The sequence below is a fragment of the Paenibacillus sp. FSL P2-0173 genome (genome assembly GCF_038008045.1).
Taxonomy (GTDB): domain Bacteria; phylum Bacillota; class Bacilli; order Paenibacillales; family Paenibacillaceae; genus Paenibacillus; species Paenibacillus polymyxa_B.
This window is the reverse complement of record NZ_JBBOYK010000001.1, coordinates 1,535,434-1,560,926: the sequence shown is the minus strand read 5'-3', so window position 1 is coordinate 1,560,926 and position 25,493 is coordinate 1,535,434. Positions and strand designations below refer to the sequence as shown.

Annotated in this window: 23 protein-coding genes; 22 read left to right on the top strand and 1 reads right to left on the bottom strand. The window is 43.7% G+C overall.

Going from position 1 to position 25,493, the window contains the following annotated elements:
* Nucleotides 1-126 precede the first annotated feature (126 nt).
* The 17 genes from MKX30_RS06840 to MKX30_RS06760 all read left to right on the top strand — a co-directional run bounded on the left by MKX30_RS06840 (nucleotide 127) and on the right by MKX30_RS06760 (nucleotide 19,565).
* The gene (locus MKX30_RS06840; protein WP_339200630.1) at nucleotides 127-3,801 is read left to right on the top strand and encodes a nitrate reductase subunit alpha; all 3,675 of its coding nucleotides are present in this window, start codon (nucleotides 127-129) and stop codon (nucleotides 3,799-3,801) included.
* A complete protein-coding gene (gene narH / locus MKX30_RS06835; protein WP_028542275.1) occupies nucleotides 3,791-5,368 on the top strand; it encodes a nitrate reductase subunit beta in 1,578 nt (525 codons plus the stop codon). The genes MKX30_RS06840 and narH overlap by 11 nt, the downstream gene beginning before the upstream one ends.
* Nucleotides 5,361-5,927, top strand: a complete 567-nt coding sequence (gene narJ / locus MKX30_RS06830; RefSeq protein ID WP_023989703.1) for a nitrate reductase molybdenum cofactor assembly chaperone — start codon at nucleotides 5,361-5,363, stop codon at nucleotides 5,925-5,927. The genes narH and narJ overlap by 8 nt, the downstream gene beginning before the upstream one ends.
* Nucleotides 5,927-6,610, top strand: a complete 684-nt coding sequence (gene narI, locus MKX30_RS06825) for a respiratory nitrate reductase subunit gamma (RefSeq protein ID WP_028542277.1) — start codon at nucleotides 5,927-5,929, stop codon at nucleotides 6,608-6,610. The genes narJ and narI overlap by 1 nt, the downstream gene beginning before the upstream one ends.
* A gap of 45 nt (nucleotides 6,611-6,655) precedes the next feature.
* Nucleotides 6,656-7,108 carry a GAF domain-containing protein gene (locus tag MKX30_RS06820; protein ID WP_023989701.1) on the top strand — a complete coding sequence of 151 codons (453 nt, stop codon included), beginning with the start codon at nucleotides 6,656-6,658 and terminating at the stop codon, nucleotides 7,106-7,108.
* A gap of 1 nt (nucleotide 7,109) precedes the next feature.
* Complete coding sequence (locus tag MKX30_RS06815) at nucleotides 7,110-8,174, top strand: PAS domain-containing sensor histidine kinase (protein WP_023989700.1); 1,065 nt, start codon at nucleotides 7,110-7,112, stop codon at nucleotides 8,172-8,174.
* A 7-nt stretch (nucleotides 8,175-8,181) separates the two neighbouring features.
* Entirely contained in the window at nucleotides 8,182-8,829 is a 648-nt protein-coding gene (locus MKX30_RS06810; RefSeq protein WP_023989699.1) for a response regulator transcription factor, read from the top strand.
* A gap of 22 nt (nucleotides 8,830-8,851) precedes the next feature.
* Complete coding sequence (locus tag MKX30_RS06805; RefSeq protein WP_023989698.1) at nucleotides 8,852-9,382, top strand: hemerythrin domain-containing protein; 531 nt, start codon at nucleotides 8,852-8,854, stop codon at nucleotides 9,380-9,382.
* A gap of 166 nt (nucleotides 9,383-9,548) precedes the next feature.
* Nucleotides 9,549-10,703 (top strand): nitrate/nitrite transporter, encoded by a 1,155-nt coding sequence (locus MKX30_RS06800; protein WP_023989697.1) that lies wholly within the window; start codon nucleotides 9,549-9,551, stop codon nucleotides 10,701-10,703.
* Nucleotides 10,696-11,715, top strand: coding sequence for a ThiF family adenylyltransferase (locus tag MKX30_RS06795; RefSeq protein ID WP_023989696.1), 1,020 nt, complete (start codon nucleotides 10,696-10,698; stop codon nucleotides 11,713-11,715). Before MKX30_RS06800 ends, MKX30_RS06795 begins: the two co-directional genes overlap by 8 nt.
* An 85-nt stretch (nucleotides 11,716-11,800) precedes the next feature.
* Entirely contained in the window at nucleotides 11,801-12,241 is a 441-nt protein-coding gene (locus MKX30_RS06790; protein ID WP_023989695.1) for a molybdenum cofactor biosynthesis protein MoaE, read from the top strand.
* A complete protein-coding gene (locus MKX30_RS06785; protein ID WP_023989694.1) occupies nucleotides 12,238-12,471 on the top strand; it encodes a MoaD/ThiS family protein in 234 nt (77 codons plus the stop codon). The genes MKX30_RS06790 and MKX30_RS06785 overlap by 4 nt, the downstream gene beginning before the upstream one ends.
* A 37-nt stretch (nucleotides 12,472-12,508) precedes the next feature.
* Complete coding sequence (gene moaA, locus MKX30_RS06780) at nucleotides 12,509-13,525, top strand: GTP 3',8-cyclase MoaA (RefSeq protein ID WP_023989693.1); 1,017 nt, start codon at nucleotides 12,509-12,511, stop codon at nucleotides 13,523-13,525.
* 586 nt (nucleotides 13,526-14,111) lie between these two features.
* Complete coding sequence (gene licT / locus MKX30_RS06775; RefSeq protein ID WP_023989692.1) at nucleotides 14,112-14,945, top strand: BglG family transcription antiterminator LicT; 834 nt, start codon at nucleotides 14,112-14,114, stop codon at nucleotides 14,943-14,945.
* Between the two features lie 107 nt (nucleotides 14,946-15,052).
* On the top strand, nucleotides 15,053-16,966 hold the full coding sequence (locus tag MKX30_RS06770) for a beta-glucoside-specific PTS transporter subunit IIABC (protein WP_341062641.1): 1,914 nt from the start codon (nucleotides 15,053-15,055) through the stop codon (nucleotides 16,964-16,966).
* A 30-nt stretch (nucleotides 16,967-16,996) separates the two neighbouring features.
* Nucleotides 16,997-18,454, top strand: coding sequence for a glycoside hydrolase family 1 protein (locus MKX30_RS06765; protein ID WP_339200628.1), 1,458 nt, complete (start codon nucleotides 16,997-16,999; stop codon nucleotides 18,452-18,454).
* Between the two features lie 274 nt (nucleotides 18,455-18,728).
* Nucleotides 18,729-19,565 carry a methyl-accepting chemotaxis protein gene (locus MKX30_RS06760; RefSeq protein WP_023989690.1) on the top strand — a complete coding sequence of 279 codons (837 nt, stop codon included), beginning with the start codon at nucleotides 18,729-18,731 and terminating at the stop codon, nucleotides 19,563-19,565.
* Between the two features lie 87 nt (nucleotides 19,566-19,652).
* On the opposite strand, the gene MKX30_RS06755 is transcribed toward MKX30_RS06760, so the two are convergent.
* The gene (locus MKX30_RS06755; RefSeq protein ID WP_023989689.1) at nucleotides 19,653-20,147 is read right to left on the bottom strand and encodes a nuclear transport factor 2 family protein; all 495 of its coding nucleotides are present in this window, start codon (nucleotides 20,145-20,147) and stop codon (nucleotides 19,653-19,655) included.
* Between the two features lie 196 nt (nucleotides 20,148-20,343).
* On the opposite strand from MKX30_RS06755, the gene MKX30_RS06750 reads away from it, so the two are divergent.
* From MKX30_RS06750 to MKX30_RS06730, 5 genes are all read left to right on the top strand, one after another.
* Nucleotides 20,344-20,898, top strand: coding sequence for a TetR/AcrR family transcriptional regulator C-terminal domain-containing protein (locus MKX30_RS06750; protein WP_339200627.1), 555 nt, complete (start codon nucleotides 20,344-20,346; stop codon nucleotides 20,896-20,898).
* Between the two features lie 183 nt (nucleotides 20,899-21,081).
* On the top strand, nucleotides 21,082-21,888 hold the full coding sequence (locus MKX30_RS06745; protein WP_028542285.1) for an alpha/beta fold hydrolase: 807 nt from the start codon (nucleotides 21,082-21,084) through the stop codon (nucleotides 21,886-21,888).
* A gap of 24 nt (nucleotides 21,889-21,912) precedes the next feature.
* The gene (locus tag MKX30_RS06740; protein WP_341062640.1) at nucleotides 21,913-22,896 is read left to right on the top strand and encodes a sensor domain-containing diguanylate cyclase; all 984 of its coding nucleotides are present in this window, start codon (nucleotides 21,913-21,915) and stop codon (nucleotides 22,894-22,896) included.
* A gap of 216 nt (nucleotides 22,897-23,112) precedes the next feature.
* The gene (locus MKX30_RS06735) at nucleotides 23,113-24,075 is read left to right on the top strand and encodes a helix-turn-helix domain-containing protein (protein WP_075154565.1); all 963 of its coding nucleotides are present in this window, start codon (nucleotides 23,113-23,115) and stop codon (nucleotides 24,073-24,075) included.
* A 107-nt stretch (nucleotides 24,076-24,182) separates the two neighbouring features.
* The gene (locus MKX30_RS06730; protein ID WP_075154564.1) at nucleotides 24,183-25,388 is read left to right on the top strand and encodes an MFS transporter; all 1,206 of its coding nucleotides are present in this window, start codon (nucleotides 24,183-24,185) and stop codon (nucleotides 25,386-25,388) included.
* Nucleotides 25,389-25,493 lie beyond the last annotated feature (105 nt).

The following is a 25,493-nucleotide window of genomic DNA, read 5'->3' as shown; positions in this document are numbered from 1 at the left end:
TAGCGCTATAGGACATTCCCTAATGGGAACAGAGATGAATGAATTACATAATGAGAGTAAGCGAATGAGTCTTCCCTTGGAACTTGCGTTGGGATGATTCTTTCTAAAAAGGAGTGTTGGTCATCGATGAAAAAAAAATACAACCTCAACTTTTTTAAACCGATCGAAAGCTATTCGGGAAATTGGTCAATCCTTGAGGAAAAAAATAGAGAATGGGAAAACGTGTACCGTCAGCGTTGGTCTCACGACAAAGTGGTTCGGACGACTCACGGAGTGAACTGCACCGGTTCCTGTAGTTGGAAGGTTTTTGTGAAAAACGGCATCATTACCTGGGAAAATCAACAGATCGATTATCCCTCCTGCGGTGTAGATATGCCAGAATTTGAACCGCGCGGATGCCCGCGTGGGGCTACATTTTCCTGGTATGAATACAGTCCATTACGGGTGAAATACCCTTATATGCGCGGCAAGCTGTTGCGGCTTTGGCAGGCAGCCATCCAGGAACATGCCAATCCGGTGGAAGCATGGGCAAGCATTGTGGAAGATCCGGAGAAAGCCAAGCTCTACAAAGCAGCTCGCGGAAAAGGTGGTCATGTCCGTGTCGCTTGGGACGATGTCCTACGCCTGATCTCGGCGCAACTCATCTATACCATTCGTAAGTATGGTCCCGACCGGATCGCGGGCTTTACGCCAATTCCGGCGATGTCAATGATAAGCTACGCTTCAGGAGCCCGATTCATTTCGCTTCTCGGTGGACAGATGTTGAGTTTTTATGACTGGTATGCCGACCTTCCGCCTTCATCTCCTCAAATTTGGGGTGAACAGACGGATGTACCGGAATCTTCTGATTGGTACAATGCGGGTTACCTGATTATGTGGGGATCGAACGTACCGCTTACCCGGACGCCAGACGCTCATTTTATGACGGAAGTACGATATAAGGGAACAAAAGTCGTATCCGTGGCTCCCGACTTGGCGGAGAATGTGAAGTTCGCTGACAACTGGCTTGCACCACATCCGGGTACAGATGCTGCCATAGCCCAGGCTATGACGCATGTTATTTTGGATGAGTTTTACAGAGAGCGCCAAGAACCGATGTTCATTAACTATGCCAAACAATATACAGATATGCCGTTTATGATTCTGCTTGATCCGCACGAGGGAGCTTGGAAAGGTGGACGTTTTCTACGGGCGAGTGACCTGGGGGATGTTTCGCCGCATGCGGACTGGAAGCCGGTCATATATGACGAAGCGGCGGGGGAAATGCTGGTCCCGAACGGTACGATGGGACAGCGCTGGGAGCAGGATAAGAAATGGAACCTGATTCTGGAACGGGAAGACGGAACAAAGGTTGAGCCCGCGCTCACTGTGGAAGGTCATGGCGAGCAATGGGAAGAAGTCGTATTCCCTTACTTTGATAACGCCGGTAATGGAACGTTCAAACGTGTAATTCCAGCCAAAAAAGTACGCTTGGCAGATGGCTCGGAACGTTACGTAGCAACCGTGTACGATTTGATGATGAGCCAGTACGGTGTCGCACGCAATGACAGCCCTCATAACGCCAAGAATTATTACGACGAAGCTTCGCATTATACCCCTGCCTGGCAGGAGAAGATCACAGGTGTGAAGGCGTCTGTTGTGGTACAGATTGCTCGGGAATTTGCCCAAAATGCTATCGATACTAAAGGTCGCTCCATGATTATTATGGGTGCGGGTATCAACCACTGGTTCAATAGTGACACGATCTATCGGTCCATCTTGAATCTTGTCGTGTTGACTGCTTCCCAAGGTGTAAACGGTGGAGGCTGGGCGCATTATGTGGGTCAAGAAAAGCTTCGCCCAATCGAAGGCTGGTCAACGATTGCCTTTGCAAAAGACTGGCAAGGGGCGGCTCGACAGCAAAATGCTACATCGTTTTTCTACTTTGCAACAGAGCAGTGGCGTTACGAAGAAAGTGGAACAGACTCCTTGAAGTCACCGATTGGCGGAGATGTCAGTTACAGACATCCAGCAGACTACAACGTGCTCGCAGCGCGTCTGGGATGGCTACCTTCTTATCCACAGTTTAATAAAAACAGTCTACTGTTCGCCGAAGAGGCTGCGCAATTAGGCAAGAAGTCCAACGAGGACATCATTAATCATTCTGTGGAAGAGATTAAATCACGTAAGACACGCTTCGCTGTAGAAGATCCTGGGGCAGCCGAGAACTTCCCGCGCTCACTCTTTGTTTGGCGGTCAAATCTGATTTCCAGTTCGGCGAAGGGACAAGAGTATTTTATGAAACATTTACTCGGAGCATCTGATGCCCTGCTTGCCCGGCCGAACGAAGAACAGAAACCTGAGGAAATCGTCTGGAGAGAAGATGTAGAAGGAAAGCTTGATTTGATGGTTGCACTTGATTTCCGGATGACAACAACTCCATTGTACGCGGACATCGTGCTTCCGGCGGCAACCTGGTACGAAAAAACAGACTTGTCGTCAACAGACATGCATCCTTTCGTGCATCCATTTAATCCGGCTGTTAACCCTCTGTGGGAATCCCGCGCGGACTGGGATATTTACCGCCAGCTTTCCGAAGTCTTTTCGGATATGGCAAAAGAGTATCTACCAGGAATATATAAAGACCTTGTGACCGCGCCGCTCGCACACGATAGTATAGGCGAAATTTCACAGCCGATGGGTCTTGTAAAGGATTGGACGAAGGGCGAGATTGAAGCGACTCCGGGTAAAACCATGCCGAATTTCAGCATCATCGAACGCGATTATACTAAAATTCACGATAAATTTATCTCACTCGGTCCTAATTTGACTACTGGGAAAGCAGGTGCGCATGGCGTCAGCTTCTCCGTAGCGGACGAATATGAGGAAATGAAAAAGTTGAACGGAGTTTATTACGATGAGTCCATTAAAGATGGGCTGCCCAAAATCCAGACAGCTCGCCAAGTGGCCAATGCAATTCTTCACCTTTCATCCGCGACTAATGGACGGGTGTCGCAAAAGGCTTATGAGCAGGCAGAAGAGCTTCACGGTGTGGAACTCAAAGACATCTCGGCCGATCGGGCAGCGGAAAGGATTACTTTCCAAAGTATCACGGCACAGCCGCGTGAAGTTATACCGACACCGGTATTCACTGGATCGAACAAGAAGGGACGCCGCTATTCACCATTTACAACGAATATTGAACGTCTCGTTCCGTTTCGTACTTTGACGGGAAGACAGCATTTCTATATTGATCATGAGATTTTCCAACAATTTGGGGAATCATTGCCGATCTACAAACCGACTTTGCCGCCGATGGTGTTCGGCCCTCGCGACCGGGAAATAAAAGGCGGGCAAGATTCACTTGTGCTTCGTTATCTGACACCGCACGGTAAATGGAATATTCACTCCACCTATCAGGATAACCAGCACATGCTTACACTGTTTCGCGGAGGTCCTACGGTGTGGATCAACAATGAAGACGCAGAGGCACATGATCTGGCCGACAATGATTGGGTAGAGGTATACAACCGTAACGGCGTCGTAACCGCCCGGACCGTTGTCAGCCACCGGATGCCAAGAGGAACGATGTTCATGTACCATGCTCAGGATAAGCACATTCAAGTGCCAGGCTCCGAAATCACGGATACACGCGGCGGTAGTCATAACGCACCGACAAGAATTCATCTCAAACCAACCCAGATGGTCGGTGGATATGCTCAGCTTAGTTATGGATTCAACTATTATGGTCCGATCGGCAACCAGCGTGATGTGTACGTTGCGGTACGTAAAATGAAGGAGGTTAACTGGCTTGAAGATTAAAGCTCAAATTGCCATGGTCATGAACCTGGATAAATGTATTGGCTGTCATACGTGCAGCGTGACATGTAAAACAACCTGGACGAACCGCAAAGGTGCGGAATATATGTGGTTTAACAATGTGGAAACCAAACCCGGTATCGGTTATCCGAAGCGCTGGGAAGACCAGGAATTATATAAAGGGGGCTGGCAGCTCCGCAAAGGGAAACTGGAACTGAAGTCAGGCAACAAGCTGTCCAAGATAGCACTGGGTAAGATTTTTTACAATCCAGACATGCCGGAAATGAAAGATTATTATGAGCCCTGGACTTACAATTACGAGCAACTGACCAACGCCGGCGAACAGAAGCATTCACCTGTGGCACGCGCGCATTCTGCGGTAACAGGTGAAAAAATGGATTTGGAGTGGGGCCCAAACTGGGAAGATGACCTGGCGGGTGCGCATGTAACCGGTCCGCTTGATCCAAATATTCAGAAAATCGAAGAAGAGATTAAATTTAACTTTGAGAAGTCGTTCATGGTGTATCTCCCACGGCTTTGCGAACATTGCCTAAATCCAAGCTGTGTCGCGTCCTGTCCTTCGGGCGCCATGTACAAACGAGACGAGGACGGAATCGTGCTCGTGGATCAGGAAGCCTGCCGCGGATGGCGGTATTGCATGACGGGCTGTCCATACAAAAAAGTGTACTTTAACTGGCAGACGAACAAAGCGGAAAAATGTACCTTCTGTTTCCCACGTGTGGAAGCGGGCCTGCCGACAGTCTGCTCCGAGACATGTACAGGACGAATTCGCTACCTCGGCGTTATGCTGTATGACGCGGATCGAGTGCTTGAGGCCGCTTCTACGCAGGATGAGAAAGAACTTTATAAAGCGCAGTGCGACCTGTTCATGGATCCAAGTGATCCGGCAGTGATTGCTCAAGCGAGAAAAGACGGTATCTCGGAGGACTGGATTGAAGCAGCGCAGAACTCGCCAGTCTACAAGCTTGCCATTGAGCACAAGCTGGCATTCCCGCTTCATCCGGAATACCGCACATTACCAATGGTCTGGTATGTGCCACCACTTAGTCCGATCATGAATTACTTTGAAGGGAAAGACTCGATTGAGAATCCCGATATGATCTTTCCGGCTATCGAAGAGATGCGCACCCCCATTCAGTATCTTGCCAATATGCTGACGGCGGGCGACACGCAAACCGTGAAGGAATCCTTGCAGCGAATGGCTATGATGCGCTCCTATATGCGTGCCCAATCCACAGGACAATCTTTCGATGAAAGCCGTCTTGAGCGCATCGGCATGACACCGCGGCAGACTGAGCAGATGTATCGACTTCTGGCGATTGCCAAGTATGAGGATCGTTTCGTCATTCCGACATCGCATAAAGAAGGATACTCGAATCCGTATCGGGCTCAAGGATCTGCTGGTTACGGCGATACCATGGGAAACATGGGTTCTGGCTCTGGATGTGACGGCTGTAGTATGGCAAGTTCGATGGGGATGGAAGAGCCTTTGAAAACGGGCAAAGAAATGTATGAAGAAAACTTCTACGGGGGGATTTGGCGTGATTAATGTAGCGAAGCTGTATGAATGCAAGCCATCATTCGGGTTTTTCGCCCAGCAACTCATGTACCCAGAAAAGCTGGATTTTCATCCGGCTTTTCTGGAAACATCGTTTGATCCAAACCATCCGGCATATACGTATGCGAACACCTACTGGTCCCTTATGCAAGAGTTCAGTATGGAAGAGATTCAGGAAATGTATACGGAAACCTTTGATTTTCAAAAGAATTGTGCACTATATATGACTTACTTTAAATTCGAAGATGCAAAAGAACGGGGACAAATGTTGGTCAAGTTAAAGGTGCTATACGAGATGTATGGTCTTGAAATGCCAGATGGAGAGCTGCCAGATTACCTGCCGCTCATGTGTGAATTTCTGTATGCCGCCGAATGGTCGCAAGATCCGAAGACGACAGAAAACTTCCGCATGCCAATCGCGATCTTGGAAGACGGCACATATCATTTGCTTAAAGCGTTGGAAAAAATGAAAAGCCCGTATTTTCATTTGGTGAAGGGACTGCGTGAAACGCTTAAAGTTTGCGTAGAACAGGAGGCAGCCGCGCAATGATGATGCTAGAGCAGTTTTTATGGGTTATTTTCCCTTATATGTGCGTGGTGGTCTTTATTGTAGGGCATATTTTCCGCTATAGAAACGACCAGTTCAATTGGACAGCAAAATCAAGTGAGTTTATTGAAAAAAAACAATTGATGATCGGAAGTCTCTTATTCCACCTGGGTATTATCCCAGTTATTATGGGTCATGTATCCGGTTTGGGCATACCAAAAACCTGGATGCATGCACTGGGTGTAAACGATCATCTGTATCATATTGGAGCAGTTTATGTTGGTGGAATATTTGGAGCGATGACATTCCTCGGTATGTTGATTCTTACCTCTCGTCGTTTTACAATGCGCAATGTGCGCCGTTTAAGTACAGCGTCTGATTTGATTGTAAACGTATTGCTTTTGGCCATTGTATGCATGGGGATGTTCGCGACTCTCGTAACGAATGCGGTACAGCCGGAATTCGATTATCGGGAGACGATCTCGATCTGGTTCCGCGGTTTATTCATATTCCGTGTTGACCCGACTCTGATGAGAGACGTACCGATGTCTTTCAGGCTTCATATACTTATGGGCTTTGCGATTTTTGCATTCTGGCCGTTTACCCGGCTTGTACATGTGTGGAGTGTTCCGTTGAATTATGTGCGCAGAAGTTATATCCTTTACAGAAGACATAAATCGAATTAGGAAAGCGGGCTCTGCCTTCTTTCCTAATTCTATTAGGAGAGAGCGATGAATAATAGGATGGATTATCAAAGGGAGCTTGAGCGAATACGCGAACATTTCGGTTATGATTTCATGGCGCTAGCTCTGGTTGAACCGGCCGAATATCAATACGTAATTAAATGGAAAAATGCAGCCGGTAATTTAAATGATCGCTTTAAGCGGATTGTGCTGCAATCCGGTAAGGGCATAGCAGGAATCGTGTTTAAAACCGGGAAATCCGTTTTCATTCCATCTATTTATCAATATGTGGGGGCAGACAACCTGTTTAACTATCCGATCGTTCAATCCGAGAAGCTCAAGAGTCTCGGGGCTGTTCCCCTATGGAATGATGCTCGCGTCGCGGGCGTACTGCTTGGTGGATTTCGGGAAGAACAGCTCATGACCGAAGCCATGATGCGTGATTTGGAAGCCTTGGCACATAGAGGAATTGGAGAGTTGAACGGGAAGGAAGTGATGTGAATTGACATTGTCTTTAGGGACTGGCTCTTTGAGTGCGCTAATGGTGAAGTTGTTTGAGAACAGTACGGAAGCCATTTTCTTTTTTGATAGGCAAGGGAATACCCTAGCCATGAATCCGGCAGCTGAGGAGATTGTGGGCGATGACGTCCTCATCCAACTCTATGAAGGGAAGGAAAGAGCTTTATGTGGAACATGCAGGGGTTATACAAGCGAAACGGAGCCCCGTACCTGCCTTGACTGTTATTTCAATATGCCAGAATCCAAGGATTTCGCTTCTTTTCAGGTGTATCTGGAAACGAAGAGCAACCGAATGGTTCCCTATGCCGCTTCTTTTCACACCATTGATTCTGAACATGGAACACGGGTGTTGATGTTGAGAGACTTGACTCCACAATTTCAGACGCAGGAAAAATTGTATCAAAACAAAATGATGAAGCATGTCATTGAAGCGCAGGAAAATGAGCGCAAACGGCTTTCCAGGGAACTGCACGACAGTGTGGCCCAGGAATTGATGAGCGCGGTTGTTGAACTACGGGTGTTAAAATACATGACGAATGATGAACAGCTCATCAAAAATATGAAGCAGACTGAAGCATCCATGACGCGATTGCTGGATGATATCCGCAACCTGTCTGTGGAATTACGCCCCGCCACACTTGATGATTTTGGGCTTGAAGCGGCATTTCGTTCCCACTTTAAGAGGGTTGAACAAAGCTTTGGTCTGGTAGTTGAATTTGTGTCGGATCTTTCCCAAAAGCGATATGGAAGTGAAAAGGAAACGGTCATTTACCGTGTCTGCCAGGAGGCTGTTCTCAATGCCTTGAAGTATGCCCAGGTAGACATGGTTAAAGTTTCTTTGACTGAGCACGATCATACACTTCGTTTGACTGTAGAGGACGATGGAATTGGCTTTGAAAAGGGGAGCAAGCCTATTGGAACGGGATTAGGTTTATATGGCATGCAGGAGCGAGCAGAGCTGGTAGGCGGGAGTTTTGGCGTCCTTTCAAATGTTGGTCAGGGAACCAAAGTCTTTTTACAAATTCCGATTGGCCAAGAGGAGGAATAGAGACTTGATCAAAATTGTGTTAGCGGATGACCATGCTATTGTACGAAGCGGATTTTCCATGATTTTGAACTTCCAATCGGATATGGAGGTTGTCGGAACGGCTGCGGATGGCATTGAAGCGTATACGATGGTAGCTAAATATCGTCCGGATATTCTAATCATGGATCTCAGCATGCCCCCAGGCGAAAGTGGATTGATCGCTACAGGCAAGATTAAAGAGGACCACCCTGATACTAAAATTCTGATTCTGACCATGCATGACGATGAAGAATATCTTTTTCATATTTTAAAGAATGGTGCTTCAGGATACGTTTTGAAAAATGCCCCAGATGAGGAGTTATTGCTTGCTATACGAACCATTCATGGGGGTGGGACTTATATCCATCCTAAAATGGCTACTTCTCTCGTTCGTGAGTTCATCAAAAAAGATACGACGTCACAATCAGAAGATCCTTATGAGATCCTGTCCAAGCGGGAACTGGAGATTCTACCTCTGGTCGCAAAAGGTTACGGTAACAAGGAAGTTGCGGAAAAGCTGTTCATCTCTGTCAAGACGGTGGAAGCGAACAAAGCGAAAATCATGGAGAAATTGAATTTAAGAAGTCGGCCTGAACTGGTCCAATATGCATTAAAGAAAAAAATGCTGGATTTTTAGCCGATGAATGGAGGAAATCCGCGTGCTGGAAAATGAGAAATTGCGCTTTTCCAAACCTGCCATGCGTATTCTTGAAAATGAGCATCGCTATCTAACCTATCTGATGGATGAATGGCATGCCATTGTATTGTGGTTTGAGCAGCACAGAATACTAGATTTGGAAGAAGGCCGCAAGCAACTGGAAAAACTGAGAACGCAGATTATCGATTTTAGGGTACCCCTCAAGAAACATACCGAAAAGGAAGAAGAACACTTCTTTTCTATGCTAGGAACCTACATTGGTTTTGAGCAGGGACCGCTCGTTGGTATACAGGAGGAGCACCGTGAAATAGAGGGCTATATCGATCATTTTCTTTATCAGACGGAGGGCGATCTGAGTTTGCTCACGCTTGATGAGATTCAGGAGGCGACCAAGAACGCGGGGGAGGCCTTCGAAGTCCTGACTGTACATTTTATAAAAGAAGAAGCCGTACTTTTTCCTATGGCAGAGCAACAGATCAATCGGAATGATCTGACCAAGTTATGTGACAAATTAAATACGCTTATCTCTTGAATTGACCAAGCCGCTTCCTATAGAAGCGGCTTTTTATATTTTCAGGGAGTCCCCTGCCAGGTAAAGGGGAGTCCCCTATATTCGAATGGATGGGCTAGCGGCTACAATGGGGACAGAAAATTCAAATCAATAATTCGACAGAAAAAACGTTGAAAAGGTGAGTTAAATGATTAGAAAAATGCAGTTGCCGTTACAAACATTGAACTTGATTCTTGGATTCATGGTATGGGTTATCATTTCTTCTCTTATGCCGTTCATTACGGAGGATATTGCTATTCCACCCGGAAAATTGGCCATGGTCACGGCAATTCCAGTCGTGCTTGGTTCGATTCTGCGCATTCCGCTTGGTTATTATGCCAACATCTTCGGAGCAAGAATCGTTTTTCTCGTTAGCTTTATTTTGCTTTTGTTTCCCGTCTACTATATCAGTGAAGCTTCTACGATGATGGATTTAATTATCGGTGGCTTGTTCCTTGGGATTGGGGGAGCTGTGTTCTCGGTTGGGGTGACTTCGCTGCCGAAGTATTATCCAAAGGAAAAGCATGGGTTTGTAAATGGGATGTATGGCATAGGAAATTTGGGAACAGCCGTCACTACCTTCTCGGCCCCTATTGTGGCTACTCAAATTGGCTGGGCCCCTACAGTGAAGCTGTATCTCATTCTGCTGCTTGTTTTTATCGCTTTGAATTTCTTCTTAGGGGACCGTCATGAAGCTAAAGTAAAGACGCCCATTATGGAACAGATTAAAGGGGTTTACAAAAATGAAAAGCTTTGGTTTTTCTCGCTCTTTTATTTTATTACATTTGGCTCATTTGTAGCGTTCACGGTGTACTTGCCGAATTTCCTGGTATCGAATTTTGAGCTGACTAAAGTGGATGCAGGGATGCGTACAGCAGGCTTTATAGCGATTGCCACTTTCTTCCGCCCCATCGGTGGCTGGCTGGCGGATCGGTTTCAGCCCCTGTTCCTGCTGGTAGGCACGTTCTCTGTTTATACGGTCGCTGCGATTCTTTTGGCTTTTTCACCAGGGATTACCCTTTATACAGTAGGCTGCTTGGCGATCGCTGTATGTGCTGGAATGGGGAACGGCGTCATTTTCAAGCTAGTTCCATTTTATTTTAATAAACAGGCAGGTATAGTTAACGGAATTGTATCCATGATGGGCGGTCTCGGTGGCTTTTTCCCTCCGATCTTGTTGTCGACGATACATGCCGCTACTGGCCAATATTCCATTGGATTCATGCTCCTCTCCCAAGTGGCGCTGGCTAGCCTGATCCTCGTTATATGGCTGTATTATCAAGGGACACAATCTAATGAATGAGCGTTATTCCAGACAGATCTTATTTAGACCTATTGGTGGCGAAGGGCAGCGTAATTTATCCGCTGCTGTCGTCACCATTATCGGTTGCGGGGCACTGGGCTCCGCCATTGCCGAAACATTGGTAAGAGCGGGCGTTGGGGAGCTTCATCTTGTCGACAGGGATTATGTGGAGATGTCGAATCTGCAACGTCAGCAGCTGTTCACGGAGCAGGACGCCGCGGAAATGCAGCCTAAGGTCATGGCAGCCGAAAAAAGGCTGAAAGCCATACGAGAAGACGTGCGGTTGCACACATATCTCGATAATTTGGATGCCGAGCTTGTTCAAGAACTTGCCAGCAAAAGTAAATTGCTGATGGATGCTACGGACAATTTTGAAACTCGTCTGCTTATCAACGACGCTGCACTGAAGGCAGGAATTCCATGGATTTATGGAGCCTGTGTTGGAAGCACAGGCGTTGTTTTTCCATTCGTGCCGGGCGAGTCTGCTTGTTTACGCTGCCTTCTGCCATCGTTGCCTGCGATCAATCAGACCTGCGATACGGCTGGAATCATCTCACCCGCAGTCCAGGTGACAGCTGCCCTCCAATGTGCAGAAGCCATGAAGTGGCTGAGTGGCAGACATGATAAGATGCGCCGCAAGGTTCATCTATTTGATCTATGGGAGAATACGCAGATGGACATAGGGATTTCCCGCATCCGTAACCAAGATTGTCCAACCTGTGGAGAACATCCTACGTTTCCTGCACTGACAGCATCACGTCGCTCGGCGTATGCGACTCTGTGCGGACGGAACGTGGTACAGGTTCTTCCAGACCCACAACGTCCGATCACGCTTGATGATGCAGAGAAAATGGGCAGGCTTATAGCAGATCGTGTAAAAAGAACCCCTTATTTCGTTGAGTTTTATGCTTTTAAGCATCGAATGATTTTATTCAAAAACGGAAGGCTTCTCATACACGGTGTCCGGAGTGTTGCCAACGGTCAAAAACTATATCATCAGCTGTTCGGTTAAATGAGATGTAGATACAAAAAGCAGAAACATTTAAAAGAGTCTGTCACCGGAGAGTGGCTTGTCCGGTGGCTGGAAGGTGGAAAAGATGAGTGTGTTTGAAATCGTAACGGAGCCCATTATCCCGCAGGCTTATGCGGATTATGTCCTAAGGCCGGAAGCAGGAGCGGTGACTATTTTTACAGGGCACGTACGAGAATGGACTCAAGGCGTACGGACCTTATACCTTGCTTATGAGGCCTATGTCCCTATGGCTCAAAAAAAACTCGCAGAGATTGGTCGCGAAATCGAACAGAAATGGGAAGGAACGCGAGTGGCGATCGCGCACCGCATTGGCGAGCTTCAAATCGGTGATGTCGCCGTTGTCATTGCCGTTTCTTCACCTCACCGTTCGGATGCGTATGAGGCGAATGAATACGCGATCGAACGAATCAAAGAAATAGTTCCTATTTGGAAACGAGAGATTTGGGAAGATGGAACGCAGTGGGTCGGAGATCAAAAGAAAAAGCCGGGGGGAGATCAGTCATGATTAAGCTGTACTACTTTGCGGGACTCCGTGAGGTGACGGGAAAAGCAGAAGAATTGGCAGATTTGGCGGGCCAAACGGTAGGCGATTTATCCAATTGGATAACAGATCAATATCCAGATATGCCGATCAAGTCTGTGCGAATTGCGATAAACGAGGAGTATGCGTTGTCTACGGATGTATTACAGGATGGAGACATTGCAGCCTTCATTCCCCCAGTCAGCGGCGGCTAATGATAACGATGCTAAACAACTAGAAAGGAGGGGGCGTATGAATTTTCATCCACTGAAAGACAAGTTGCAGCGGCCGATTCGTGACCTGCGTATATCGGTTACAGACCGCTGCAATTTCCGCTGTTCCTATTGCATGCCTAAAGAAATTTTCGGTGACGATTACGCCTTTCTTCCCCAAAATGAATGTCTGTCGTTTGAAGAGATTCACCGGCTGACGAAGCTCTTTGTATCCCTGGGTGTAAAAAAGATCCGACTCACGGGCGGCGAACCATTAATGCGCAGGAATCTACCCGACCTGGTCTCCCAAATTTTGTCCATTGACGGAGTGGAAGATGTCGGCTTGACCACCAACGGTGTGCTGCTAGGACAGCAGGCTAAGCCTCTCTATGACGCGGGGCTACGACGGCTTAATGTCAGTCTGGACGCTCTGGACCCCGAGCTATTTGGGCGGTTGAATGGGCGGGGGATTAAGCCTGATATTATTTTGAAGCAGATCGAATATGCAAGAGAAATCGGCTTTGAAATCAAGGTCAATATGGTAGTTCAAAAAGGCGTTAATGACTCGGAGATTTTGCCGATGGCCGCCTATTTTAAGGAGCAGGGAATAACCCTTCGCTTTATCGAGTTTATGGATGTAGGTAATGACAACGGATGGAGCTTCAAAAAGGTACTAACCAAAAAAGAAATCGTTGAACGACTTAAGAATGCGTACGAGCTGGAGCCGATGGATCAGGATTACTTTGGAGAAGTAGCAAAGCGTTACCGTTATAAAGACAGCGACGCACAGATTGGTTTTATTACTTCGGTTTCTGAATCGTTTTGTTCGTCTTGTACACGTGCCCGCTTATCGTGCGATGGCAAGTTTTATACATGTTTGTTTGCTTCAGGCGGATTTGATCTACGTCAGATGCTTCGTAATGGAGCGAATGACCAGGAATTACTCGATGTGATTACTTCTGTATGGGAGCAACGCACAGACCGGTATTCCGATGAACGTACGGAGCAGACAGCCAACAACAAAAAAAAGATTAACATGTCCTACATTGGCGGCTGACATTTTATACCATGAGAATGTGCTGTATTTGATGTGGTTGCCTCGAAAAAGAAAGCGCAAACATTTTTGTTGGCAAAACTTAAATTCGATGTTATTATGATCTTGGGATTGTTACTGAAAAGGCAAAACCCGAGGCATGGAATTAGATTTCCATGTGTTGGGTTTTGCCTTTTCTTTTTAGAATACAAGCTTTACGATATCCTGCATGATATGAATATATGGCCCAGCCATAACGCAGAAAGGTGAGTGATATAAAGCCTTACAAGTGCTGAACAACAAAGATGATGACGTCGACCAACGAATCGACATCCGAAAAATGATGTCATAGGACGTGGTTAACCGACTATATTCATTTTCAAAACGGAATATCAGATCGGTTTGGAAGCACTCAAGATCATTCAGGGAAAACGTAAGGCTTTGTCTCTCATTATGAATGCGTTTTCATAACACGAAATTGTAAATCAATACATTTGCATTTGATTTACGACGAAGGTTTGATCGGCTATTACCGTCTTGTGACCTATCTGAAATTTCGCCCAGCAACTAAATCCTTTTTTAAATTTGATGGGATAAGGGGGGCAGTTAGATGATCATAACGAAGATATTTAATAACAACGCCATAATAGCCAAAGATCAAAAAAGAGATGAATTTGTTGTTATGGGTCGTGGTATTGCATTCAAAAAGAGTGCAGGTGAACAAGTAGAAGAGCATCTAATTGAAAAGGTCTTTGTGCTTAAACATAAAGATGCTTCAGAGAAATTCAAGCTATTGTTAGAGGATGTTCCATCAGAATATGTTTCGTTATGCTATGACATCATTGAATATGGAAAAAGCATATTAGAAGCACAATTGAGCGATTATATATATGTTTCGCTTACGGATCACATGAACAATGCATTTAAAATGTTTGATGAAGGGTTTAAAAATGCAAATCCATTAATTTGGGAGATTAAAAAATTTTATCCCAAAGAATTTGCGGTTGGATTAAAAGCACTGGAGTTCATTGAAGACGAAACAGGCAAACGATTGTCAGAAGATGAAGCAGGTAATATTGCTCTTCATTTAATAAATGCTCAAGTAAACAGCTCCTACAACAAGGTAGCAGATGTTGCTCAGCAAACTCAAAAAATACACGACATCTTGAATATTATTAAATACTCTTATAATACCACCATAGATGAACGCTCGATCAGTTATGAGCGATTTATTACGCATTTAAGGTTCTTCTTTCAGCGATTAAATAAAAAAGAAAAAGTAGAACTGGAAGACGATTTTTTGTGGAGGCAAGTGAAAGCAAAGTACAAAAAGGCTTATGGCTGCATGCTGAAGATTGAGAAATACTTGGATATGGTATTGTCAGATGAGGAAAAGCTGTATATAACGATTCATATTCAGCGTGTGACCCAAAGAGAAAATTGAATAACTCTTGGATTGTTACTGGTAATGCAGGCGAAACCAACCTAGATCGAATTTGATCTATTTTGGTTTTGCCTTTTTTTATAAATACAATTAAAGGGGAAGTTACAATGAAGTATGAGACATTAGCAAAAGACATCATCAGAAATGTCGGCGGCAAAGAAAATGTGAATAGTCTAACTCATTGTATTACACGCTTGCGCTTCAAATTAAAAAATGAAAGTAAAGCCAATACAGAGGTTTTGAAAAATATGGATGGTGTTGTCACTGTGGTAAAGAGTGGCGGGCAATACCAGGTTGTTATAGGTAACCATGTACCTGAGGTTTATGCTGATGTTACTGCTGTAGGTGGTTTTCAAACAGGAGATTCAGAAGAAGCATCAGGTGAAAAAATGAGTTTGTTCAATAGATTCATTGATACCATTTCAGGTGTATTTACACCCACGCTGGGTGTCTTAAGTGCCACAGGTATGATTAAGGGCTTCACCGCCTTATTTGTAGCTTTGGGCTGGCTGGCTACTACATCGGGTACCTATCAAATTCTCAATGCTTTAGGTGATTGTTTGTTTTACTTCTTTCCTATTTTCCTGGGGTATACGTCAGCTAAAAAGTTCAATGCCAACATTTTTATAGGCATGGCTATAGGTGCATCGCTTGTGTACCCAACATTTAGCACGATAACAGCCTCGGGCAAACCACTATACACTCTATTTAGCGGTACTATATTTGAGTCACCGGTATATATCACCTTCTTAGGTATTCCGGTCATTCTGATGAGTTATGCGTCAACCGTTCTTCCGATTATCATATCCACCTATGTAGGCTCAAAAATAGAAAACTTCTTTAAAAAGGTAATCCCTAGCGTAGTGAGAACATTTTTGGTTCCGTTTTTCACATTGTTAGTTATTGTACCCTTAGCGTTGATTGTGATTGGACCTCTCTCGACTTGGGCAGGTCAACTGCTTGGCGCTGGAACCCTCTTTGTGTATAACTTAAGTCCGATTATTGAAGGTATGCTCATGGGCGCTTTCTGGCAAGTGTTTGTTATCTTTGGATTACACTGGGGACTTGTTCCTATCGCTATGAACAATTTAGCAGTGCTTAAATTCGATCCGATTCTTGCGGCTACGCTGGGAGCTTCCTTTGCTCAGACGGGCGTCGTACTGGCGATTTTGTTTAAGACCAAAAATGTAAAACTGAGATCACTTTCCATTCCAGCTGTCATCTCCGGGATTTTTGGTGTGACAGAACCAGCAATTTACGGGATTACATTACCACGTAAGAAACCATTTATTTTAAGCTGTATAGCATCCGCAGTAGGCGGCGGTATTATAGGAATGATGGGAACTAAAGGTTACATTATTGGTGGATTGGGTATTTTCGCTATCCCGAGCTATATCAGTCCGGCAGGAATAGACAACGGATTTTATGGGGCTGTTATCGGTATCCTGGTAAGCTTTGTATTAGGCTTCTTGCTTATGTTCTTTGGCGGATTTAAAGATGATGAAGTGAAAGAAGCAAAAAAGGAAGACAGTACACCAGGAGCGGCAAGAGGAGAAGTTTTAGTAAAACAAGAGACGGTGATGAGTCCATTAAAAGGTGAAGTGAAGTCTTTATCTGAAGTAACAGATGAAGCCTTTTCGACAGGTGCTCTGGGTAAAGGGATCGCCATTGAACCTTCTGAAGGTAAGGTCGTTTCACCTGTAGATGGTGTATTAACATCATTATTTTCGTCAGGTCATGCGATTGGAATTACAAGTGATCACGGTGTTGAGGTCCTCATCCATGTAGGCAAAGATACGGTCAAATTAAAAGGCAAACATTTTTATCCTAAAGTAAAACAGGGAGATGCTGTTAAAAAAGGCCAGCTGCTTATGGAGTTTGATATGGAAGCTATAAAAGAGGCTGGTTATGTTTTGACCACACCCGTTATCGTTGCCAATACTACGAATTACCTGGATGTCATTGAAACAGAGAAGAAGGCGATTGAGTATCAAGAGGATTTATTGACCGTCGTAGTCTAATCTTAATTAAATGTTGAGGAGGAATTAACAATGGAAAATACAACTAAATTGGAATTTCCACAAGGATTTTTATGGGGAGGTGCAACGGCTGCCAACCAATTTGAAGGTGGATATAATGAAGAAGGTAAAGGCTTAAGCACTGCGGATGTGATTACGGCTGGAACGCATACGACTTCCCGAAGAATTACACCTATACTGGAAGAAGGAGTGAACTATCCGAGTCACGAGGCTATTGATTTTTTCCACCACTATCAAGAGGATATCCGCTTATTTGCAGAGATGGGATTCAAGGTCTTTAGAATGTCCATTGCGTGGTCAAGAATATTTCCTAACGGAGATGATGCAGAGCCGAATGAGCAAGGCTTGCAGTTCTATGATCGTGTATTCGCAGAATTGAAAAAGTATAATATTGAGCCTTTGGTTACAATCTCACATTATGAAGCACCGTTTCATTTGACCCAAAAATATAATGGTTGGTCAGATCGCAGAGTCGTAGATTTTTATGTGAGATATTGTGAAGTGCTTTTTAACAGATACAAAGATGTTGTGAAATACTGGTTAACCTTTAATGAAATCAATATTTTAACCTTGTCATTTGGCGCATTCATGGCTGGAGCTATGATGCCGGAGGGGAATGGAGAGCTTGCCCATGCTACAGTGAAGGATGAGCAGGTTTTGTATCAGGCGTTGCATCATCAATTTATTGCCAGTGCAAAGGCTGTAAAGCTGGGTCATGAAATCAATAAGGACTTTAAAATCGGTTGTATGATTGCTTATATGTGTTCCTACCCACTTACATGCCATCCTGATGATATTCTGCTAGCTCAACAAAAGGATAACTTAAGTAATTTCTTATGCTCAGATGTTCAAGTAAGAGGCGCTTATCCGGGATTTGCCAAACGCTATTTTAGAGATCATAACATTCAGATCAAAATGCAAGAAGAGGATGAGGACATCTTAAAGGAAGGCTGCGTAGATTTCTATACCTTCAGCTATTATTCCTCTACTTGTGTCAGTGCCGATCCCAACCAGGAGAAGGTGGGAGGAAATTTATCTATGGGCTTAAAGAATCCTCATTTGAAAGCAAGTGCCTGGGATTGGCAGATCGATCCACAGGGGTTGAGATGGTCCCTCAATAACATTTACAACCGATATGAAATCCCGTTAATGGTTGTTGAAAATGGCCTTGGCGCCGTAGATTCAGTAGAAGAAGACGGCTCCATTCACGATGATTATCGAATTGATTATCTAAAGCAACACATTGAGCAAATGAAAGAAGCGATTGCTGATGGAGTAGACTTAATAGGGTATACGCCTTGGGGATGTATTGATCTGGTAAGTGCGGGAACCGGTGAAATGAAAAAGCGTTATGGGTTTATATACGTAGATAAGGATAATGAAGGCAAAGGGACACTTGCCAGATCCAGAAAGAAGAGCTTCTATTGGTATAAGAATGTGATTGAAACCAATGGAGAGCAGTTGGATTAAATCTTAGCGCCTGTTTCATAAAAGTCATACCGTCAGCGCGTGCCAATTTTAATCGGTACGCGCTGCTTGTATTTATTATGAAATGAAAACAATACCTTAAATGGATATGCATCCCGGCCGTAAAAATGGATTCCCTTCAGGAAACTACGGAGATTGTTTATAGGTAGGGGCTCAACATCATCCATGTATTTTAAAATTCACTAAACACATGGGATGAAAATGTCGAAAAAGAAGATAGGACTTATATCAAAATATAAGGAAGTGGATACATATTATGAATCAAGTAGAAGCTGTTTTGACCGCCATGCCATTTATCAAAGAAGCTGCACGACAAGATGTTTCAATTTCCGTAATGGACAGGGAAAAATTTCTGTTCTTTCAGTCGGGTAAAAGCTTAGTTTATGACTTCAAAGCAGGCGATCCTCTTCCTGATGTACACAGAGACTTCAAAATGCTAGTAGGCGGTGAAAAGACCAGAGAGCGTTACGCTGCTGAAGTTTTCGGCATCGCTGCTGATTCTTACTTTCATCCGATTAAGAATGAACAGAATGAGATCGAGGCCGTAATGTGTATCACCTATAGTATGGATAATCAAGATCAACTGAAGAAGTTGATGACTCAAGCCGAGGATGTTACAAGCAAGCTAGTTGAAGGGATTCAGCATGTGGCGGCCCATTCGGAGGAGCTTAGTGCGACAGCCGAAGAAATTCTAAGCAATACTAAACAGGCGGTTGAGGACTCCGGTAACGTGACTGAGGTGGCCGGCTACATTAAGGAAATTTCAGAGCAGACGAACTTGCTTGGATTAAATGCAGCAATTGAAGCAGCCCGAGTGGGTGAGGCAGGAGCTGGTTTTGGGGTTGTGGCTACAGAAATCCGAAAAATGTCTACGGGCACCAAGGAAGCAACCGGACGGATTGAGCAGTCCTTGCAAGCCGTCAGACAATCGGTTTATAACATGGAACAAGAAATCACACAGATTGCGGTATCCTCCCAAGAGCAAGCCAAGCTTGTTACGGAATTTATGAATATTATTGATCAATTAAATGTAACCAACCACGGCTTGAGAGGGTTAGTAGAAAAAATCACGGATGATGTTGAAGCAGAATAAAGAATGAAAAAAAGTCTCGGTCTGTGAATTGTACATTCCGTATGGAAATGTAGATTACAGGCCGAGACTTTTTCTAATAGTAAATATTTACGAGTATTGTTGGTTTAACAGTGCAGTATCATAATACTCTTCGAAAGATTTGATTTTATTGTTTTCAAATTTAAAGATCTGGACATAGATCCCGTTGTATTTTATTTTTTTATTTTCTCCCCATGGTCCATTCGCTGTGATATCAATATGGCTGCGTGTTTTTGTCACAATCGTGTTAGGATTTTCTCCGACTATAAACTCATCGATGGTCCATTCAAATGTCCCTTTCATATCATTAAAAATGGGATTAAAGAAGCCTTTTACAGCATCCCAGCCTTCTTGAACAGAATTGTGCAAAACTGCCACATCATCAGTGGTAAATGGGGTAATTACAGCCGGATTATCTTCAACCCACAAAGAATAAAATTTGTCCGTATCTCCTAAATATAAAGAAAAAAAGTCTACAATGACATCCATGTTCTTTTTAGCAACTTCATTCTCGCTGTTGAATGAAGCATTAATAGTTACATTTTTAATCTTTTTGGGATTCATGCTGTTATTCTCCTTTATAAAAAAGATTTTGAACCATTACCTTTTCATTTGGTAGATGGCTGTCCAGCTTCTATTTACATCATTAGTATAAAATATAGGCAATTAAATAATAATAGACTGATTTTTAAGAGTGTTAAAAATGTAGACAAATGCTTCATAGTGTACAAATGTAAAATAAAATTTTGTGAGGGCTAACATGATTCGAAAAACAACTCCTAAGGAACTTCTTGCTGAATCTTTGATAGACTTAGCCAAAATACATCCAATCCAGTCCATCACCGTAACGGATATTACTGACAATTGTCAGGTTAGCAGACAGATGTTTTATTATCATTTTTCCAGTAAATATGACCTGATCTCATGGATATATAGTGATAAGGCAGATAAAATTATTGAACAATATATAGAAAAAGAGCCTTGGGGACGTGTTGCCGGGAGAATTGTTGAGTTTATTAAAGTGGATTACATCTATTTTAAAAAGGCTTTTGATGACAATACGCACTTGTCTTTTTATAATAATATCTTTAACTATACGGTTGAATGCCACACCAATTATATTCTTAAGAAAACAAATAGGACTTCGTTGCCTCCCGACATCCTTTTTGCTATAAGATTTAACGCTTATGGAGGAGTGAATGTGACTAAGGACTGGCTTGAGAACGGCATGAAGGAATCTCCAGAGCAATTAGGCGAATTAATATTCTCTGCGATGCCCTTGCCTATAAAAAAATATTTTCATTTAGATGAATAAATGCCGCGGAGAGGATACAGATATGAATTTGAATGAGTTAAATGAACAGAGTTACTCCGAACTAGAAGAATATTGGGTACATGTATTTCTGAATGAGATTCATTATCCATAATCAAATCTTTTCCGATATAATAATGAAAAGAAGCTGATAGAACAGATACTACCTCAGAGAGGTGATTTATAATGACCGTTGACATCCTCGTACGTAATAATGTAAAAGTGCTGGGCTCAGGCAGCCAAACGATCGTATTTGCTCATGGCTTTGGATGCGATCAGGATATGTGGCGTTATATCGTCCCTAGCTTTATCGACAACTACCAAATCGTCTTATTTGATTACGTAGGTTCCGGAGAATCTCAAATTAAGTACTATGATTCAGAAAAATACAGCGACTTACAAGGGTATGCCCAAGATGTGCTAGATATTATGGAAGCGCTAGAATTAAGAAATGTCATATTCGTCGGACACTCTGTTAGTAGTATGATCGGAATGCTTGCTTCTATCCGCAATCCCCAATATTTTGAGCGCATCGTCATGCTCGGTCCCTCTCCTCGTTATGTGAATGACCTCCCCTATTATTATGGAGGCTTCGATAAGAGTGACATCGATGAATTGCTTGATATGATGCAAATGAACTTCATTGGCTGGGCTAGTTACCTGGCACCCATTGTTATGCAGAATCCTGAACGACAGGAATTAACCGAAGAGTTGGAGAAAACCTTTTGCTCAAGAGACCCTCATATTGCACGACAATTTGCGGAAGTGACTTTTTTTTCGGATTGCCGTGTCGATCTCCAGCATGCTTCGATTCCTACACTGATTCTCCAGTGCTCGGACGATAGCATTGCTCCGATTGAAGTAGGGAATTATTTACATACTCATCTTAAAAACAGCAGGCTTCAACAGATGAGGGCAAAGGGGCATTATCCTCACTTAAGTCAACCTGGAGAAACAAGCGATCTGATTAAAGAGTATTTAGCCAGTGTGTAATATCAGGAGAAAGGCAGTCATGAAATGGATATTCAATTAGATAAAGCTCCCTGTGGATATTTCTCAATCTCGGATTCTGGCTTCATTCAATCGGTAAACCAAACTTTATTGGATATGCTACTTTATGACCGTAATGAATTGCTCGGACGGCCGATTGAATCCACAATGTCTGTTACCAACAAGCTATTTTTTCATACTTATTTTTATCCCTATATTCAGTTGTACGGGCATGTCGATGAGATGTACTTTTCGTTTCGGACAAGTGATCGACAGGATGTGCCTGTACTTCTAAACGGGGTGCGCCAGGAACGCAACGGAGAAACTGTTATTGATTGTGTAGTGCTTATGATGCGTAAGCGAATTGAACATGAGAGAGATATTCTGCAGACCAAAACCAAGCTTCAGGAATTATATCAGGCTACGAATGAAGCGAACCAGAAGCTTGAACGGTTGCACGAAGATTATGAAATCAAACAGCAGGAGCTAGAAAGGATTAATCTCCAGCTTGAAACGATGGCATCAACGGACCCGTTAACCGGTCTTAAAAATAGAAGGTATTTCCAAGATCAATTACTAGCTAGCCTCGCGTCCTTTCGTGAGAGTGGAATATCTTTTTCGCTGCTTATCATTGATATTGATCGTTTCAAAAGTATTAACGATACTTATGGTCATCCAGTGGGCGACCTAGTGCTTACGAATCTGGCAGAATTACTGCAATCCATGTCACGGGATAGGGACATTGTCGCTCGGTATGGCGGCGAGGAGTTCGTAATTATTCTTCCGGGCAACGATCAAGAAGAAGCTATTCTTACAGCGGAAAGATACCGCTCCACGACGGCCTCGATGGATTGGGGAGAATATGCTATTACTGTGAGTATTGGTGTGGCAACGGTGACGCAAGAGGATACGGAACAAACGATTGTTCATCAAGCGGATTTGGCTCTGTATGCTTCCAAAAGTGGCGGGAGAAATCGGGTCACTCATTCAGCAAATCTTGTAAAGAGTTAGATAAAGTCTTAATAAAGGGAATTAAGAGCTGACACGCCTTAGAGCTAATTAGCCGAGCCTGCCTCTTACGGCGGGCTTTTTATTATAAAAGCCCCGGAATGTCTCCACAGCTCACTCCAATAGGTCTGGTCAAACCATTCAAATTCAGCTACTATTATTGATAACGATTCTCATTCGAAGGATCAGGATGAATGAAAACATTTGAGGTGGACGCTTGTGAATTCAAATTCGTTATCATTAATATATCAGCATTATTTGGAAAAGACCCCGTTCAGACAACAGAACGAGCATACGTATATGATTTTACCGGAAGCGGGCCATGGACATATCTACCGAGTTACAACTTATAGTGGAATTGAGATCGTGTATTCGCATATTCAATATCACGAGCCGTATCCGACCAACTTTGCTTCCAGTGGACAAATGATTGAGCTCCAATTTGCGCTTTCGGGTCAACGTCATGTGAATGTGGCTGGGTTGGATTATACACTCCCGATGGGACAGGGGGCACTTATTTTTTTACAGGATTTTAAAGCTTGCTTTCATCCTCCGGTTAACGAACAATACAAATCATTTGCACTTGGCATTCCGATTTCGTTGTTTAATTATGCGGCTTCACAGTTAGCGGCTCGTCGGCAGGTAGCTATTGAATTTAATCAAATTCTTAATGGAGCTGCATTCCATCACTTTAGTTTTGAACTGGATCACAGAAGTATAGTGATGATTGAACATTTGATCAAAGACTTGAAAAGTGTGCATAAATCGCCTTTGTTAATGGAAGCAGCAGCACTTGAGATTTTAAATCGATTTATGATTCAATTATTTGATTTAACACCTATGCCCGAAGGTTTGTCTAAAGAAGATGTTAGAAAGCTGCATATGGCTCGGGAGATACTTGAGTTCAGCATGATTGATCCACCCTCACTGATCACATTATCCAAAAAGGTTGGATTAAACGATTTTAAATTAAAAAAAGGATTCAAAGCCTGCTTTGGAACTACTGTATTTGAATATTTGCGCCAAATTCGTCTTGATTATGCGATGAAGCTGCTCCGAAGCCAAGAAAGCAATGTGACTGAAGCTGCGATGGCTGTAGGATATAGCAATGTGAGTGCATTTTCAGAGCAATTTTTCCGGGAATACGGAGTGAAGCCATCATCCTTAAAGAAGGTATTTTAAAATAAAATCCGTTTAACCGTAGAATAATCCGTATATAGGCAGTAGAGTGGTGCTGTGACTCGTATACTTCTGCATAGAGAGAATCTATAACAGAGGAGTGTGCGAGGATGAACAGAATAAAAGGGAGCATCTTTTTCAGTGTATTTGTGGCTATGCTTGGGCTCATGCTCATTGCTCCAATTATGCCGCCCCTTATTCGTGAGTTGGGATTAAGAGAAAGTCATTCTGGGTTAATTATATCGCTTGGCTCCATAACGATGGCCTTAATGGCCCCAATATGGGGAAATCTGAGTGATGCAAAGGGACGCAAGCCTGTGATTCTGCTTGGATTCATAGGGATGTGTGTAAGCTGCTTGCTGTTTACGCTTACTCTTTTTGCAGGATTAAAAGGTTGGCTCAGCGGGGGGCTGCTGTTAGTCCTGTTAATTGTTACACGCGGTTTGATCGGCGGGTTTATCCCGGCGGTATTGTCATCCTCCCAAGCTTATATGGGAGATGTGACCGAGGGAGAAGATCGAGGCAGTGGGATGGCGATCATTAGCGCAGCCAATGGACTTGGATTAGTATTTGGTCCTGCTATTGCAGGTGCCTTTACTTTAATAGGCTTGCTGTGGCCTCTATATTTTGGGATTGTAATTGCTGCTGTAGCATTTGTAGTGGCCTTGCTGGCAATTCCGTCTGCCAAGCCCGTTATTCAGCAAAAGCCAGCTCGGATTAACCCGTTTCAACCCGGTCTACGAATGTATTTGTTTGCAGGTTTGGTTACGATGATTAGTATTGTGACCATCCAGGTTATAGGCGGATTTTATTTTCAAGATCAACTAGGCCTTTCATCCGAAGAAACAGCAAGAGTGGTTTCCTTTGGACTTATGTTTTCCGGTGCAGCCATGTTGATTGTACAGATCGTTCAGATGAAATGGCTTAAATGGCAACCCAAGCCGATGATTTTGCTCGGTTCTCTGTTCCTTATTGCCGGTATGCTGATATTCCTCATGTCAGCCAGCATGGTTGTTTACTATTTAGCGTTCTTTATGTTTGGTATAGGTACAGGCTTGCTTATGCCTGGATTTATGGCTGGGGCTTCTCTTTCTGTTAGTAAAGAACAGCAAGGGGGAGCCGCTGGTCTGGTGGCCACTGTCCAAGGGATTTCTGCAATTATTGCTCCTATTTTGACAACGACGCTATATCGGGTGGACAAATATATTCCTTTTGCTCTTATAGCAGCTCTAGTAGCTGTTATGGCCATCATTATGTTGGGGGTAAGAAAGAGAAAAGGGAATAGTGAGCTGGTATCTCAGAGACCAAATAAATAAAAGAATTGTTTGATGAACCCATAGGCTTCCGTGCTATATTCACGAGAAGCCTATTTTGTTTGCTGGTTTGAATGATAGTCAAAAGGTCTCAATTTGCTAATTCAT

Coding starts and splice junctions, on each gene's coding strand:
- MKX30_RS06785 (WP_023989694.1), top strand. CDS start 12,238: ATGATTAAGCTGTACTACTTTGCGGGACTCCGTGAGGTGACGGGAAAA.
- MKX30_RS06750 (WP_339200627.1), top strand. CDS start 20,344: ATGATTCGAAAAACAACTCCTAAGGAACTTCTTGCTGAATCTTTGATA.
- MKX30_RS06755 (WP_023989689.1), bottom strand. CDS start 20,147: ATGAATCCCAAAAAGATTAAAAATGTAACTATTAATGCTTCATTCAAC.
- licT (WP_023989692.1), top strand. CDS start 14,112: ATGATCATAACGAAGATATTTAATAACAACGCCATAATAGCCAAAGAT.
- MKX30_RS06740 (WP_341062640.1), top strand. CDS start 21,913: ATGGATATTCAATTAGATAAAGCTCCCTGTGGATATTTCTCAATCTCG.
- MKX30_RS06790 (WP_023989695.1), top strand. CDS start 11,801: ATGAGTGTGTTTGAAATCGTAACGGAGCCCATTATCCCGCAGGCTTAT.
- moaA (WP_023989693.1), top strand. CDS start 12,509: ATGAATTTTCATCCACTGAAAGACAAGTTGCAGCGGCCGATTCGTGAC.
- MKX30_RS06765 (WP_339200628.1), top strand. CDS start 16,997: ATGGAAAATACAACTAAATTGGAATTTCCACAAGGATTTTTATGGGGA.
- MKX30_RS06840 (WP_339200630.1), top strand. CDS start 127: ATGAAAAAAAAATACAACCTCAACTTTTTTAAACCGATCGAAAGCTAT.
- MKX30_RS06730 (WP_075154564.1), top strand. CDS start 24,183: ATGAACAGAATAAAAGGGAGCATCTTTTTCAGTGTATTTGTGGCTATG.
- MKX30_RS06770 (WP_341062641.1), top strand. CDS start 15,053: ATGAAGTATGAGACATTAGCAAAAGACATCATCAGAAATGTCGGCGGC.
- MKX30_RS06745 (WP_028542285.1), top strand. CDS start 21,082: ATGACCGTTGACATCCTCGTACGTAATAATGTAAAAGTGCTGGGCTCA.
- MKX30_RS06820 (WP_023989701.1), top strand. CDS start 6,656: ATGAATAATAGGATGGATTATCAAAGGGAGCTTGAGCGAATACGCGAA.
- MKX30_RS06795 (WP_023989696.1), top strand. CDS start 10,696: ATGAATGAGCGTTATTCCAGACAGATCTTATTTAGACCTATTGGTGGC.
- MKX30_RS06800 (WP_023989697.1), top strand. CDS start 9,549: ATGATTAGAAAAATGCAGTTGCCGTTACAAACATTGAACTTGATTCTT.
- MKX30_RS06760 (WP_023989690.1), top strand. CDS start 18,729: ATGAATCAAGTAGAAGCTGTTTTGACCGCCATGCCATTTATCAAAGAA.
- narI (WP_028542277.1), top strand. CDS start 5,927: ATGATGCTAGAGCAGTTTTTATGGGTTATTTTCCCTTATATGTGCGTG.